The sequence below is a fragment of the Mycoplasmopsis opalescens ATCC 27921 genome, from assembly GCF_000712185.1.
In the GTDB taxonomy this organism is placed as follows: Bacteria; Bacillota_I; Bacilli_A; order Mycoplasmatales; family Metamycoplasmataceae; genus Mycoplasmopsis; species Mycoplasmopsis opalescens.
Genome location: NZ_JOOB01000008.1, coordinates 11,872 through 26,682, shown reverse-complemented (window position 1 = coordinate 26,682; position 14,811 = coordinate 11,872). Strand labels below are relative to the sequence as shown.

The following is a 14,811-nucleotide window of genomic DNA, read 5'->3' as shown; positions in this document are numbered from 1 at the left end:
TTTTTGCCTGTACTATAGATTAAATGGTAACAGGTACATCTTCGAAAAATTCTAAAATATCATCTTCTTTTAAATCATTAAACTTCTTAATATGCGTACCAAAATCATTTCCTTTATCAACTTCTTTCGCATCATCAAGTCCACGTTTTAATGAATCAATTACACCTTCATAAATTAATTTTCTATTTCTAAATACTTTGACTTTTGCATTGGCTTTTACAACACCTTCGTCGACGATGCATCCTGCAATAGTTCCAACTTTTGAATAGAAGAATAATTTAACAATGTGGGCTGAACCTGTTTTTCTTTCCTCGTAAACAATAGTCTTTTCGCCATCGAGCATTTTTTCGATGTCAGCTATAACTTCAAAAACAGATTCATAATAAGCGATTCTTATACCACTTTGTTTAGCGCTTTGTTTGATATTTGGCGTCGGTTTCATTCTAAATGAAATAATAACGGCGTCAGAAGCTTGAGCTAATAATAAATCTTGGTTATTAACCATTCCGGTTTGAGCTCCAATAACCTTAATAATTGCATCATTATTTGATTTTCCATCTATACCACCTCTAATTGCCTCTGCGGTTCCTTGAACATCAGCTCTGACAATAATATTAAGGATTTTTCTACCTTCATCTTTATTGTTGTTTGTTGACCTATTTGATAATTCACGAGTTTTGTCAATATTTGCTTTCTCTAAAGCAATTTTTTTGGCAAATTTTTCATCTTCGAAACAGATGAATCTATCCCCAGCTAAAGGAGAAGTGTTAAGGCCGTGAATAATTACAGGCATTCCTGGAAAAGCTTCCTCAATAGGACGTCTAGTCGATGAGTTTAACATGCTTTTTACACGTCCATAAGATGAACCAGCAACGATAAAGTCACCCTTTAAAAGAGTTCCGTTTTTAATAATTAATAACGTAACAACGCCGGCTCCTTTATCACTTCGTGAGTCAACAACAACACCTGAAGCATGACGATTATTATTAGCTTTTAAATCTAATAATTCAGCTAAAACGCCTATATTAGCGAGTAATTCATCAACTCCTTGCCCATTTATAGCAGAACCATAAATAACAGGAACATCGCCTCCATACTCTTCTAAAACTACTCCAGCCTCTAGTAATTGACTCTTTAATTTTTCCAAATTCTTTTGTGGTTTGTCCATTTTATTAACAAAAACAATTATTGAAGCCTTGGCTAAATTAGCATGTTCGATTGCTTCACGAGTTTGAGGCATAACTCCATCATCTGCAGCTACAACTAAAACTACTATATCGGTAATTTTTGCCCCACGAGAACGCATTTGAGTAAAGACTTCATGTCCTGGTGTGTCAATTAAAGTTATATATTTATCTTGGTGTTTAATTTGGTATGCACTTACGTGTTGAGTGATTCCAGAGGTTTCGGTCGCTGCAACTTTAGTTTTACGAATGTAGTCAACTAGCGTAGTTTTTCCATGGTTTACGTGACCCATAATAGTTACAACGGGAGGTTTTGGAGATAATTCATCTTCAGGATCATCAAAATGAACCATATTTAAATAGTTAGATGCATCAATAGAATCTTCTTTTTTGAAATCCAAACCTTGTTCAAGACAAACTTCCGCTATTTCTTCTTCTTCTAAAATATGGTTGATTTGATACATTTTTCCCTTCATAAGGAAATACTTAATCAAACTATTGATATTCATGCCAATTTTTGTTGCAAACTCCCCAAGAGGCATTTTATTAGTAAAAATAAATGTACCACCTTTGACTTCGGTTTTAATATTATTAATTTGGCTCTGAACCTCTTTTATATTGCTTCTTCTTTTATCTTTTGCCATATTGTCTCCTCTAACTCTATTTCAATATTTTTATAAACTTCGTTGTCTACAGAAGTTCTAAATGCACGATTTAATCCTCTAGTTTTTACTATTTTTTGTCAGTTTTCTTTTAAAGGAATGAAATATGCTCCTCGACCTTTTTTATTTTTTTCTAAATCTAATGTGATTTGATTATTTTTTTTATCAAAATCAAAGCGCACTAATTTATTAATTTCAACTATTTCGCCTGTAACAATGCACTTTCGATTTCATTTTTTAGTTTCAATCTTCATCATCAAAATCACTTAAGTCAAAGTCATTGTCAAGGCCAAATGATTTAAGATCATCATCGACTTTAAAGTCTTTTAATGTTTCTTTAATACGTTTGTAGTCTTCCGCAGTAGATTTAGATTCTTTTGCCACTTTCTTTTCTTGTTCAGCAGTTAATTCAACTTTGTTGTCTTCAGCTTCAGAATCCATTTCATCGGATTCTTCTGATGAAATTTCACCCATATGTTGTTTGAATAATTCTTCGAAGTCCATTTCATAAGAGTTAAATTCTTGATTTTCTTCTTGTTCTTTAAATGCTCTAACATCGCTATCAAAACTATCAATTACAACATTTATGTTATTAAATTTGTTATTTCTTTTTGTTGAATTATTGTCGCGATATCTAGGTGAAAATTGGCTGTCTACAGTATTTTTAGCACGAGCTGCACTTCGATAAGCACCATCAAATACAATCCCTTTTGTTCTTGCTTCCTCGGTTGTAATAACATCAATCTTAACACCTACAAGTTCTGAAGCTAATTTAACATTAATACCTTTACGTCCTATAGCTAGTGTCGCATTGTCTTTTTCAACAATAACAAAGTACATTTGTTTTTCTGATACTATATTTTTAGATACTACGTCAAAAATCTTACCAGGTGCCATTGCATTACTAATGTATCTTTTTATATCATTATCATAGGCAATAATGTCTATGGCTTCGCCATCTAATTGATCACTTATAGTTTTGATTCTTGCTGCATTTTGACCTATAATTGAACCATATTCGTCAATATCTTTTGCTAAATAATTATCAGTATTTTTAGCAATAGCAACTTTAGTTCTTTCTCCTGGTTGACGAGTTACTTTTACTATGTTTATTAGTCCGTCTGCAACTTCAGGAATTTCTCTTTTGATCATTTCAATAACCATTTTAGGAGAATCTAATGAAACTTGAATTTGACTTAATCTTGTTTCCTCCTCTACTGATTCAATAATTGCTGATGAGAAATTACCGGGGTTAATTTTACGTTTAGACGATATTAATGTTGAGGGTAAATAAGCACTAATTGTTAAATCACCTTCATCAATAATTTGGACATTTCAAGATCCGTCTTTGTTTTTTGAGCTAAATTGAATTTGAACTTTTTCGCCTATTCTATCCTTGTATTTGTCAAAAATCTTTTTCTTTTTTAATGTTGAAATAGCTTGGATAAGTGATGCATGAATTGCTTTTAAAATATTAGAAGCTTTTTGTTCTTCAACATATTTAGCAACTTCTTTAAGCGAAATAGTTTTTTTGATAGTATCGCCTTCTTGAATTTTAGAATCAATCAACTTAGCTTCCGCTAACTTAACATAAGATAAGGATAATAAAATTTCGTCTTCTTCTTCATCGTCACAGACTATAGCGTTTAAGTTATAAACATTAATTACTTTTTTATCTTCATCAATTTCATAACTAATTTCTGTATCAGGGTCTAATCTAGCGAGAATTTTGGTTGTTTCGCGGTTAAAAATTTGAACAATGTCACTTAAAGTGAAAAATTCACGTTTAGAAAAGTCATAGAATAAGTCATAAAGTATTTGTCCTTCACTTTTAGTTATTGCATCAGTATTCTTTTTTGTACGCATGTTTTCTCCTTAAAATTTAATGTATTCCTCGATTTGTTTAATATTTTCTTTGGAAACTTGAATTTTTCTAATGTTACCTTTTGAATTCCATTTTATTAAAATATTATCATTATTAACTTCTAACAAAACAGCAATATATTCCATTGTTTTATTTTCTGATTTTTTTAATTTAATAAATAAATTTTTACCAATGTAGCCACTTAGTTCTTCAAATTGTATATCACTACTTACTCCTGGTGATAATATAGTGAGTGAATCGATTTGGTCAGTTATATTTTTATCTAAACTATCAAAATAAAAATTTATTTTTTGGCTTATTAATTCTATTTGTTCCAAATCATGCTTATTTACAGTAATTTCAAGCAAATTCATTCCATCTTCTTTTACTATTTTTGCATCTAAAATTTCTTTGCTAAGTTCACATTTGCTAAAAATTTCTTTCCAATTCATAGTGCTCCTTAAAAAATATTAAAGAGTTGCAACTAAGCAACTCCTTTCTCTAGATAAATTTATTTTATCATATTAATTTTTAGTTTATAATAAATAAGATTTTTTTAAATAAAAAAAGGGGAGGTAAAAATGGCAAATATTAAATCTAAAGTTAAAAGCATTGCTAAAATGGAACAAAACCGTGTAAGAAACAATGCTATGAAAACTAGAGTGCGTAAAGCAATTCGTGCCGCTCGTGAAGCACTTATTGCTAAAGAGGCTAATGCTGGTGAACTTGTAAACAAAGCTCATTCATTAATTGCTACAGCTGTTCAAAAAGGTGTTTTCCACCCAAACAAGGGTGCTAGAAAGTCATCTCGTTTAGCACTTTTTGCAAATCAACAAGCTAAAGTTGAAGCTTAATTACCTCATTAAAAAATAGTCGTTTTTTTGATATGTACCCTCTTTATTGGACAAAGAAAAACCAATAACGAGTGTGCATATCACAGCGACTATTTTTATTATATTTTTTTTCAAAATGATATGTACCCTCTTTACTGGACAAACAAAAACCAGTAAGGAGGGTACATATCAAAACCCTATTTTATCCTATAAATATTTTTTGGAATTTTTGCTCAATAGTTTCTAGAGAAAGATCAAAAAGGTACGATAAATCTTTTAATGCTGCCATAAGTATAATTTTAATTTTTTCATTATTGTTTTCAAACTTCTCACTATCACTTAACAATGCAAAACTATAAACTAATTCAATAGCATTTTCAATTGTTTTATCATCTTTCTTATCAACTTTTATTCCTTGTAATTTAGCTAATAAATCATTATATGTTATGGTTCTTCCACTATTAACTTTTACTTTTAATTTATAAATGATTGGATCATTATTTACTAAAAATGGTGATAACTCATTTTTTTGAACAATTTCTTTATATGTTAAAAAATCTTTATTTTCAATTCTTGTTAAATTTTTACTAATTAAACTGTAGCATAGGCATATTAGCGAAGCATAAATTATCGATAGCATAATAAATAAGATTTGAATGAAGATAAATGCTTCTTTTCACTCTTCAATTACTGCGTTGGTTTTAGGATTTACTTTTTTTAGTTCTAATAATGGATTAGCAACAATCGGTCAGCATATAACAAAAATTATGCTTATAAGAAAAACAATAAGAGAGCTTATTAAATTAATTTTCTGAGCACGAAGATCTTTATGTTTAATTAATGGTTCTTTTAACGATTTATTCCCTGCTACTATGGTTTTGATCACAAATGCTGAGAACATTAAAAGTAATATTCCGCATATAGTGATGATTAATAATGGGTATTTTGGATTCATAACTTCTCCTTGCTTATATAAATATTATTCTACTATACTGCATTTATTTTTTTCATTTTTTCAAGTCATTCTTTTTCTAATATTTCTGCATTATCGAAGAATTTTTTTTCAAGGCGCTTGCTTCAAGAAAGCTTAGTGCATTCATCCATTTTAGGAATCTTTTTAAATACATAATTTATTGAAACACCTAAAAGGAATAAAGAAGAAACTAGAGAATTTAAAATAAAGAAAGCAGTAATGACTCAGCAAGCAGCATTTTTATTTCCTGTGTTATAGTAGACAATGTAAGCAACTAGCGCACCAATAGGAATAATCGTGGCAAGACCAATATAGTTTTCAGTAACTGATGCTAATATTGACTTTGCCGAATCGTTCGCTGCTTGAAATACCATTAATGAACAAATAGTGAAAGCGACGGTAAAAATTCTAACCATTAATATTGAAATAAATTTAGCAACTTCTGCCCTTGATTCTTCTGAAGCATTAAGTGCAAAAGTTCAAAAATGATAAGAAGTTGCAGAAACACCTATCCAAACTAAAGCACCATAAATAATAGCAACTCCAAAAGTTCAATAATATACTTCTTTGCAACGTTGAAAATCTTTTTGAGTGTAATTATATGAAAATAAACTTCTTGCTCCATCACTGATGCCAAAAATTGAAATTAAAAACAACGTTAATATTGGACTTGATTTAGACCAATAAACTTGAAACTGTGGATTAGAAAATGATGTTTTTGTGTACAGTAGGCTTAAAACAGCAAAACTCACAGCCACGCCAAAGCTTCTTAAGAATCCGCTTACTCCAAGCGAAAAGCTTGGTAGCAGAATGTTTTTATCAAAGTTAAATTTAAATAAATTTTTAAAAGTCATTCAGGTTTTTTTGCGTCTATCCATATAAACTATATATATCACAAAGGCACCAACATTAATTGTTCATCCAATAACGGTTGCAATAGCACCACCTAATACACCTAATTTTGCAATGCTAATTAATATATAATCCATTCCAATATTAATTAAATTCGCAGTAATACCTCAAAACATAATATATGTGTTGTGTCCTTCTGCTCTAATAAAAAATGATAATAAAGAAACTAGCCCTTGTAAAACTGTGCCAGCACCAAAAATTAAAATATATTGGCGTGCAAATTTCAACGATATTTTAGAGCCTGCATCATAGTAATCTTGTAATAAAAGTGCTTCTCTATAGGTTTTTTCGTCAAATTGTGTTTTAATTTTCTCTAATACCTCTGTATCTAAAACCGTTCTACCCACAAGCTGTTTTTGCAGTCCGGAAAAAGAAAAAATAAACATAAAAACAGTTGATAACAATGATAGAGATACAGAGATTCAAAACGATGTTGCTCATATATTTTTACCTGTGAACTCCATTTTTTTAGATATACATTTAGTGTAATAAATTGATGTTCCTACAGGCGTAAGGAAAACAATTGAATTACTAAAAATCAGTAATGGTTGTGATGCAACTGTTGATACAGCAACAATTGAATTTGATGTTAGTTCCTGCAACATTACCTTATTAGGCAATTCAGCTGCACTTTTATTGTATAAAATGACTAACTCTTTATACTTTATAGAATTAATTTTTGTTGTCCCACTTTCTAGAAAATCATAAATTATGCCGTTTTCTCCAAAGAGGTGTGTGGTTCTTGGAACAAAGTGTTGTATCATAACTTGATCAACAAAACCATAAAGCCCTACCATAAATGCAGTTAATAATGCAGGAATAGTTACGATCCAAATTGCCTTCTTTATAGGTGTTTTGGAAAAAAGTATTTCTGCCCTTTCTTGTTTATTTTTTGCTTCCACAATTGTTACCTCATTTTTTATAATAATAAATTATACTCAAACGTAATAATTATTATTTTTAATAACTAATAATATATAAAAAAAATAGGTTGACAACCATATCCTATTTTTTATTTTTGATGTGTTTTATAACACTTATGGTGCCGACAACAGGACTTGAACCTGCGACCCCATCCTTACCATGGATGTGCTCTACCGGCTGAGCTATGACGGCATTAATATAATTTTATAAAATTTTAAAAAATTAATAAGTTTATTTTTAAATTAGATGAGAAATAAAAATTAAAAATCGTGTTACAACTAAAGCTGTTGTATTACAGACTTTTTAGAAGATAAAAAAGAAAAAAACTAAATTGTCATTAGTTCTTTTTCTGAGTTTCGGAGTAAAAAACAAAAAGTGTAAAATTGACCGTTATTTTTAGTTAAAATACACTTTTTTGTTTTTCCTATATACAATTTTTTACAATTTCTAAAAATTCATTATACCTACATTTCCCTCTTTAAGTATAAAACTAGAGCTATTTAGAATCATTGATAGCGCTATTAAATTTATGCTTTCCTGAGTTTCGGAGTAAAAAACAAAAAGTGTAAAATTGACCGTTATTTTTAGTCAAAATACACTTTTTGTTTTTTCTATATACAATTTTTTATAATTTCTAAAAATTCTTTATACTTGCATTTCCCACTTTAAGTATAAAACTAGAGCCATTTAGAATCATTGATAACACTATTAAATTCATGTTTTGAATACACTCAAAATATAAAGAATAAAACTGCAACTAACAAATTTGTAGAAATAAATCAATTTATTTCAAACATTGAAAAATTTAAAGAAATGACACAATTATTAAAAATGGTATGTAATAAATTAAAAAAAGCGATTTTTGCGTATAAAATAGCGCAAATTCCGCTTTTTTAGTTTAAACTCCGAAACTCAGGAAAAATCGTATTACAACTAAAACTGTTGTATTACAGACTTTTTAGAAGATAAAAAAGAAAAAAACTAAATTGTCATTAGTTCTTTTTCTTTTTTAGCTGTCATATCATTTATATGATTCATTTTGCTGTCGACCTGTTTTTGGATATCTTCTAAATATCTTTTCTGCAAGTCTTCTGAAATGCTTTCATCATTTTTAATCATTTTATTTGCATCTTGACGCGCATTTCTAATACCAACTTTAGCCTGCTCTGCTAATTTAGTTAAAGATTTAGCTAATTCTTGACGGCGTTGAGCCGTTAGAGGTGGAAACGTTAATCGTACTTGGTGACCTTCGTCAACTGGATTAACTCCTAAATTAGCATTCATAATTGCCTTAGCAATCAATTTAGTTGTAGTTGCATCATATGGTTTAATCAAAAGTTGTTGTGGTTCTGGGATTGTAATGTTTGCAATTTCTTCTAATGGAGTCATTGTGTCATAATAATCAATTCTTATACCTTTAACGACTTGTGGGTTCGCTCTGCCCGTTGATATTTTTGAAAGTTCAAAAGCATAATGATCAATAGGGCCTTGGCATGCATCCTCAAACATTAATAAAATTTCATCAAAATCCATTATTTAGTCACCTCAGTTATTTTTATTTCTCCTGAAATTGCTTTTAAAATAGCATCTTTTTCAAGCACATTAAAAATTAATAGATTAATATTGTTATCTCTTGCCATACTTGTAGCTGTTAAATCCATAACTTGTAATTTTTTCTCTAAAATTTCATCATAAGTGATTCTTTTATAGTGCTTTGCGTTCGGGTTAGTTTTTGGATCAGAATCATAAACCCCATCAACACCATTTTTGCACATTAAAATTACATCAGCATTAACTTCTGTTGCACATAAAGTTGCGCATGTGTCGGTTGTAAAGTAAGGCCTACCAGTTCCACCAGCAAAAATTACTACATAACCTTCATTTAAATATTTATCTGCTTTTTCTTTGATATAGTATTCTGCAACTCTTTGATCTATCAATAACGATGATTGAACCCTTGCTTTGAGACCAATTTTTTCAAAACCGCTTTGTAAAGCTAATGCATTCATTTCAGTAGCTAGCATTCCTATATAATCTGCTCTTACACGAGGAATTCCATTTTTTTCTGCGCTAGCTCCTCTTCAAAAATTGCCACCACCAATAACAACTGAAACTTGAATGCCCTGATCTACTAAAACTTTTAACTGGCGGGCAATGTCACCCACTAAATTGTAATCGATTGCTAAATTTTTTTCTTTATTGGTGAGACCTTCACCAGATAGTTTAACTAAAATTCTATTGTACGCCATTAATATCCTTTAGATTATTATATCAAAACAATTTTAGAACAAATTTATATATATTAAATAATATTATTAAACAGTCTTAATATATAATTAAGTTATGACACAAGCAAATAAAAACGATTTAAAACAACAAAAACCAGAAGAAAAAAAATATAGTTTTTTTGTTGGAAGAATCATTCCTGCAATAGTTTTAGCGTTGGTGACAGTTGGTTGTTTAGTGTTTTTTTCAATTTTTAGTGCCGACTATAAATGAGTTAGAATAATCTCTTATGTTTGAGTTAGCGTACTTTTTGGTATTTTTATATTCGAACTACTTAATGCTTTTAGATTGCCAATATATTTATCAATAGTTTTTGGTTTTTTAATGGCGCCATTAACAGTTTTCCCTTGGGGGAATACTAAATTATTTTATGAAGATGTTAAAAACATTACAGAAGTTTCTGATCATATTAGAATAATAGCTTCAAACCCATGAATTTTTATGTGAATATTTGGATTTGCAATCATATTTTTTCTTACTGAATTGGCTTTAAAAAGACAAAACCAATGAACCGATAAGCTTTCAAGATTAATTTTTGTCTTTTTAACATCTTATATTTTATTGATTAGCTTAAAAACTTTACAATTATCAGTTATAAAAAATTGAAAATTATGGTTTAGTGTTGGAATTATTGCATTTACGATTGATACTTTCGGCTTAGTGGGTGGTAAATTATTTGGCAAAAAATGAATTAAAATGCCATTTGTACCGCATATTTCACCTAAAAAAACATGAGAAGGATTTATTATTTCTGTTTCTTTGGGAATTGGTGCAACAATTGGGCTTGTATTTGGATTTAACTTATTTGAAAACAGCTATGCACTTAAAGTTCTTTTTATTTTATTAGCTCCACTTTCTAGTGTTTTAGGCGACTTATACTTTTCATATTTAAAAAGAATAAATGGTGTCAAAGACTATTCAAAAATTTTACTCGATCATGGCGGTTTTTTAGATCGCTGAGACAGTATTTCGTTCATTAGTTTTACGCTTTTTATCTTACTAATTTTTAATTAAGCATCAAAAAAACGAGATAATCTCGTTTTTTGTGCTTTTTTAAAACTAAACGTTTATTTTTGCCCTCTATTTTAGAGTTTTTATAGATTGTTTTAATTCAATTTAAGTATGCATCAATAATTGATTCATTATCTTCAATATCGCCTTAAATAATTTTAAGTCTTTATTAGTATTTAATTTTTTTTGATGTGTACCCTCTTTATTGGACAAAGAAAAACCAGTTAGAAGTGTTACATATCAGAGTGCTATTTTTTATCTATTTTTTTAAGTAGCAATTCATTGGCTTTTGTTGGGTTTACCTGGCCATTTGAATATTTCATCACCATTCCTAAAATCATTTTTAAGACTTTTTCAGGTCTATCTTTATATTCATTAATTGTGTTTGGATTCGCAGATATAGCTTGATCGATTCAAATATTAATTTGGTTTTCGTCACTAATCTGCATTAAGTTTTTAGATTTAACTAATTCAGCTAAATCTCCATCAAATGAACATAATAAAGGAATAAGAGTTTTGAAAGATTTTCCTGAAATTACTCCTTGGTCAAGCATCTCAAGAGCTTCTTCAAGCTTTAAATTATCAATATTTAATTGTGTTGCATGAATATTTTTTGAATTAGCTAATGAAACTATTTCTGCGAAAAATAAATTTGCTAGTTTTTTGCGATCATAATATTTAATGGAATCAAAATAAGCGGCTAACTCTAAATCGTTAACTAACTGACTAATATGAATGGGTTGTAGATTTTCTATTTGATATCTATTTTCCATTTCCCAAGGAAGCTCTTCTATAGTTACTTTATTAATAAAATTATCCGATAGCTTTATTATTGGAATATTTGGCTCAGGAAAGTATTTATAATCAACCGTTCCTGTTTTGGTTCTCATTACAACTGTGCTTTGCGTTGCTTCATCATATCTTTTAGTTTGTTGTAAGATTGCTATATTTTGGTGAATTTTTTGGTTTTGTAAACTTATTTCATAGTCTATGGCGTTTTTAATTGCTCTAAAACTATTCATATTTTTAATTTCAACTTTTGTTCCAAAACCACTGTAGCCACGTGGTCTTAGTGAAATATTAACATCGGCTCGAAGTGATCCTTGTTCCATTTTTGCATTAGAAATTCCAAGTGAAATGGCGATGCGACGTATCATATCTATATAAGCCACTGCCTCCTCGCTAGATTTAATTTCTGGATAAGAAACTATTTCTATTAATGGTACACCAGCTCGGTTATAATCTAATTTTGTATATTCATCATGATGTTGCCGTGCCGTATCTTCTTCAAGATGAATTCTTTCAATATTAATAGTTTTTTTACCATTAGAAGTGTTAATTTCGAGCAACCCATTAGATCCGATTGGTCTATAAAATTGGGTAATTTGATATCCTTTGGGTAAATCTGGATAAAAATAATGTTTTCGATCAAAATGAAGCTCATTGTCAATTTTCATTTTTAAGGCTTTAGCTAGCTTAATTCCAAAAATTACAGCTTTTTTATTTAATAAAGGCAATGTACCTGGGTATCCTATATCAATTTGATTTATACAAGTATTAGGAGCAGCATTAAAATCTATTTTAGCAGGAGAAAACATTTTAGTTTCTGTGTTTAATTCCAAGTGGATTTCGATACCGATAATAACTTCTAGGTTATTCATAATTTCCTCCCAAAAATTCTTCTATTCATTTAGCATGACTTAATAATTTTTGGTCATGGTCTATTTCTCCATCAAGAGCTAAGTTAATAGGTAACTTTTCTTTTTTTGATTTGATTCACGGTAAGGTTATTGAAGGATTGCCAGCTAAATTTGAAGTTGTTAGTATCCATTCCATAAATGAGTAATCATTCTTATTTTTATTATTATCAATAAAAGGTGCAACATCGGCAGAAGCAGGAAATACTAGTAAATCAGCAGTTTTAGTCAAATTATCCCAATACTCTTTAACTAGTCTTCTGCCTTGTTGAGCTTTGATAAATAATTCTTTTTGATTTTCACTATGAAGGAAAAAACTACCCAATGTTAATCTTCTTTGAACCATTAAATGGAACCCTTGGCTTCTGGTGTTTGTCATTATTTTTTCTCAAGAATCCCCTTCTTTCCTGTTTCCAAATGCAATACCATTTAAATTAGCTAAATTACTTGAAGCTTCTGAAAATGAAATTATTTCATAGATTGGTTTTACAGCTAGAAGAATCTGTTCATCTACATCAACCTCATTTATTGTGATTCCTGCATCGCTTAATTGTTTCTTTAATGTTTTGTATGCTTCTAAAACATCTGTAGATAAGTATTTTTCATTAATTTTTAATAAATTTATTTTTTTGGGTTTAATAGATTGATTAGATTTTACCTTTAGAGATTTCGAGGTAAAATCATTTTTATCTTTACCAAATAAAACGGAAGCATAAATAATAGCGTCATTAACATTGTGTGTAAAGTATGAGACGGTATCCAATGAGGAAGCATATGCAAACATTCCATACCTGCTAATAGCTCCATAGCTTGGCTTATATCCAACAACACCTAAATAAGAGGCAGGGAGGCGAACACTGTCTCCCGTATCCGAAGCTAATGCGAGAGAAATATTTTTAGTAAATGTTGCTACCGATCCTGAAGATGAACCGCCACTTAAACGATTGGGATCAAGTGGGTTTCTGATTAAACCAAAGGCGCTATATGTTCCCGTGCCTCCTAAAGCTAATTCATCGCAATAAACTTTTGCTACTTTTTGTGCACCATTATCAATTAATTTTTGTACACACGTTGCATTGTAAGATGGTTTAAAATTTTTTAACAATTTAGAAGAGGCTGTTGTTGGGGCATCTTCGGTAGCAAATACATCTTTTATAGTAAAGGTTGCATTTTTAATAATGCCATTATTTTGATTTAAATCTTCAAAAACATAAGCAACACAGTTATTTTGATCATTTTTTAACTCTTGAATTGCTTGATTAAAATTACCTTGAACTTCTAACTTCATTAGTTAACCACCTTATTAGTAATAATAAAATCAGCGTCTGATTCTTTAGCATTACTTAGCACTTGATTCTTGGTTATTGAACCTGTGCTATCAAATTCATCTTCCCTTAAATAATCAATTATTGGGAGTTCATTTATATGTGTAAGAGGTTTAACATTTTGAGTATCAAGACATTTTAAATTCATAAGATGTTGTTGAATAATTCCTCATTCGTTAATAATTTGATCCAAAACTTCATCAGTCGGTTCAAGTAAAATGGATTTAACAACTAGTTTAAGCTCTTCTTTTGTTATTTTTTTCATTTTTCCTCCTTAATGCTTTTATTTGATTTGATTATTTTTTTATTTAAGTAGTCTAATTCACCATCTAATTCTAAAAAAACTAATTCATAGCAATGTAAACACAATCTATAAAAATTTTCTCCGCCGTATTTTTTATCACCTAAGATTGGGTGATTAAGGTAAGCTAGGGTGGCTCTAATTTGATGCTTGCGTCCTGTTTCCAAAATTGCTGTAGCATAGCCGTTTTGGAAAACTTTAAATTTAGTAATAGCTATCTTTGCATTATGATAATTTTTAATTTGTTGTTTAGTAATAACTTTCATTCTTTGCGTAGTTTCATCGTGCACTAATCAAACTTTAGCAACTAAATCATTATCTAAATCTGTAATTAATTCATATTTTTTTAAAATCTTATTTTTATTTTGATTCAAATATTTTAAGGTTTGATAATTTTTTGCATATAACATTAACCCGCTGGTTTCCTTGTCTAATCTCCCAATATGCGAGGGAGTAAAAGAACTATTTTTACTAAATTCTAAATATTTAAGCACTTGATTGTCTAAGTTATCTACTCCATCATGAACTGTTAATCCATGGGGCTTATCAACAACCAAAATATTTTCATCTTCATAGACTTTTTCAAATGTTATTTCTACATCTTGGATATTTTTATGTGTTAAATCGGTTTCATCTAAACCAAATATAGTAATCATATCGTTTTCATGCAAAATTAATTGTGGATTATTTGTTCTTTTATCATTAACTTTAACATCTTTTTTTCTTAAAATTGAATGTAAAAAATTGTAAGAAATTTCTGAAAACATACTTTCCAGAAATTTTATTAATTTACGTGTTTCATCATTTTTTGTCGCCGTAAGTACAATTTTTTTCATAAA

General features: G+C 29.4%; 14 protein-coding genes and 1 tRNA gene. 2 read left to right on the top strand and 13 right to left on the bottom strand.

Translation table 4 applies throughout. The annotated features are described in order from the left end of the window. Positions 1 to 19 precede the first annotated feature (19 nt). From infB to T385_RS0100205, 4 genes are read right to left on the bottom strand one after another with little or no spacing between them, the layout of a single operon-like run. Positions 20 to 1,828, bottom strand: a complete 1,809-nt coding sequence (gene infB, locus T385_RS0100220; RefSeq protein ID WP_029905436.1) for a translation initiation factor IF-2 — start codon at positions 1,826 to 1,828, stop codon at positions 20 to 22. Further along, positions 1,798 to 2,103 (bottom strand): YlxR family protein, encoded by a 306-nt coding sequence (locus T385_RS0100215; RefSeq protein ID WP_318023865.1) that lies wholly within the window; start codon positions 2,101 to 2,103, stop codon positions 1,798 to 1,800. Before T385_RS0100215 ends, infB begins: the two co-directional genes overlap by 31 nt. Further along, positions 2,084 to 3,712, bottom strand: a complete 1,629-nt coding sequence (locus T385_RS0100210) for a NusA N-terminal domain-containing protein (protein WP_029905432.1) — start codon at positions 3,710 to 3,712, stop codon at positions 2,084 to 2,086. Before T385_RS0100210 ends, T385_RS0100215 begins: the two co-directional genes overlap by 20 nt. Before the next feature lie 9 nt (positions 3,713 to 3,721). Continuing rightward, positions 3,722 to 4,162 carry a ribosome assembly cofactor RimP gene (locus tag T385_RS0100205; protein WP_029905430.1) on the bottom strand — a complete coding sequence of 147 codons (441 nt, stop codon included), beginning with the start codon at positions 4,160 to 4,162 and terminating at the stop codon, positions 3,722 to 3,724. Between the two features lie 129 nt (positions 4,163 to 4,291). On the opposite strand from T385_RS0100205, the gene rpsT reads away from it, so the two are divergent. Further along, positions 4,292 to 4,564, top strand: coding sequence for a 30S ribosomal protein S20 (rpsT, locus tag T385_RS0100200; RefSeq protein WP_029905428.1), 273 nt, complete (start codon positions 4,292 to 4,294; stop codon positions 4,562 to 4,564). Between the two features lie 181 nt (positions 4,565 to 4,745). Here rpsT and T385_RS0100195 read toward each other — a convergent pair whose 3' ends face one another. The 5 genes from T385_RS0100195 to pyrH all read right to left on the bottom strand — a co-directional run bounded on the left by T385_RS0100195 (position 4,746) and on the right by pyrH (position 9,604). Beyond that, positions 4,746 to 5,498 (bottom strand): hypothetical protein, encoded by a 753-nt coding sequence (locus tag T385_RS0100195; protein WP_029905426.1) that lies wholly within the window; start codon positions 5,496 to 5,498, stop codon positions 4,746 to 4,748. 32 nt (positions 5,499 to 5,530) lie between these two features. Then, positions 5,531 to 7,330, bottom strand: a complete 1,800-nt coding sequence (locus T385_RS0100190; RefSeq protein ID WP_051677932.1) for an MATE family efflux transporter — start codon at positions 7,328 to 7,330, stop codon at positions 5,531 to 5,533. Positions 7,331 to 7,468: 138 nt separating this feature from the next. After that, a tRNA-Thr gene (locus tag T385_RS0100185) sits at positions 7,469 to 7,544 on the bottom strand. A 789-nt stretch (positions 7,545 to 8,333) separates the two neighbouring features. Next, on the bottom strand, positions 8,334 to 8,885 hold the full coding sequence (frr, locus tag T385_RS0100175) for a ribosome recycling factor (protein ID WP_029905420.1): 552 nt from the start codon (positions 8,883 to 8,885) through the stop codon (positions 8,334 to 8,336). After that, positions 8,885 to 9,604 carry a UMP kinase gene (pyrH, locus tag T385_RS0100170; protein WP_084276653.1) on the bottom strand — a complete coding sequence of 240 codons (720 nt, stop codon included), beginning with the start codon at positions 9,602 to 9,604 and terminating at the stop codon, positions 8,885 to 8,887. The genes frr and pyrH overlap by 1 nt, the downstream gene beginning before the upstream one ends. A gap of 91 nt (positions 9,605 to 9,695) precedes the next feature. Between pyrH and T385_RS0100165 the strand changes: the two genes are divergently transcribed. Beyond that, positions 9,696 to 10,652 carry a phosphatidate cytidylyltransferase gene (locus T385_RS0100165; protein ID WP_029905416.1) on the top strand — a complete coding sequence of 319 codons (957 nt, stop codon included), beginning with the start codon at positions 9,696 to 9,698 and terminating at the stop codon, positions 10,650 to 10,652. Positions 10,653 to 10,897: 245 nt separating this feature from the next. Here the strand turns inward: T385_RS0100165 and gatB are convergent, their stop codons facing one another. From gatB to T385_RS0100145, 4 genes are read right to left on the bottom strand one after another with little or no spacing between them, the layout of a single operon-like run. Further along, the gene (gene gatB / locus T385_RS0100160; RefSeq protein ID WP_029905415.1) at positions 10,898 to 12,310 is read right to left on the bottom strand and encodes an Asp-tRNA(Asn)/Glu-tRNA(Gln) amidotransferase subunit GatB; all 1,413 of its coding nucleotides are present in this window, start codon (positions 12,308 to 12,310) and stop codon (positions 10,898 to 10,900) included. After that, positions 12,303 to 13,634 (bottom strand): amidase family protein, encoded by a 1,332-nt coding sequence (locus T385_RS0100155; RefSeq protein ID WP_029905413.1) that lies wholly within the window; start codon positions 13,632 to 13,634, stop codon positions 12,303 to 12,305. Before T385_RS0100155 ends, gatB begins: the two co-directional genes overlap by 8 nt. Then, a complete protein-coding gene (locus T385_RS0100150) occupies positions 13,634 to 13,936 on the bottom strand; it encodes an Asp-tRNA(Asn)/Glu-tRNA(Gln) amidotransferase subunit GatC (protein ID WP_029905411.1) in 303 nt (100 codons plus the stop codon). Before T385_RS0100150 ends, T385_RS0100155 begins: the two co-directional genes overlap by 1 nt. After that, the gene (locus T385_RS0100145) at positions 13,924 to 14,808 is read right to left on the bottom strand and encodes a pseudouridine synthase (RefSeq protein WP_029905410.1); all 885 of its coding nucleotides are present in this window, start codon (positions 14,806 to 14,808) and stop codon (positions 13,924 to 13,926) included. Before T385_RS0100145 ends, T385_RS0100150 begins: the two co-directional genes overlap by 13 nt. Between the last annotated feature and the right edge of the window lie 3 nt (positions 14,809 to 14,811).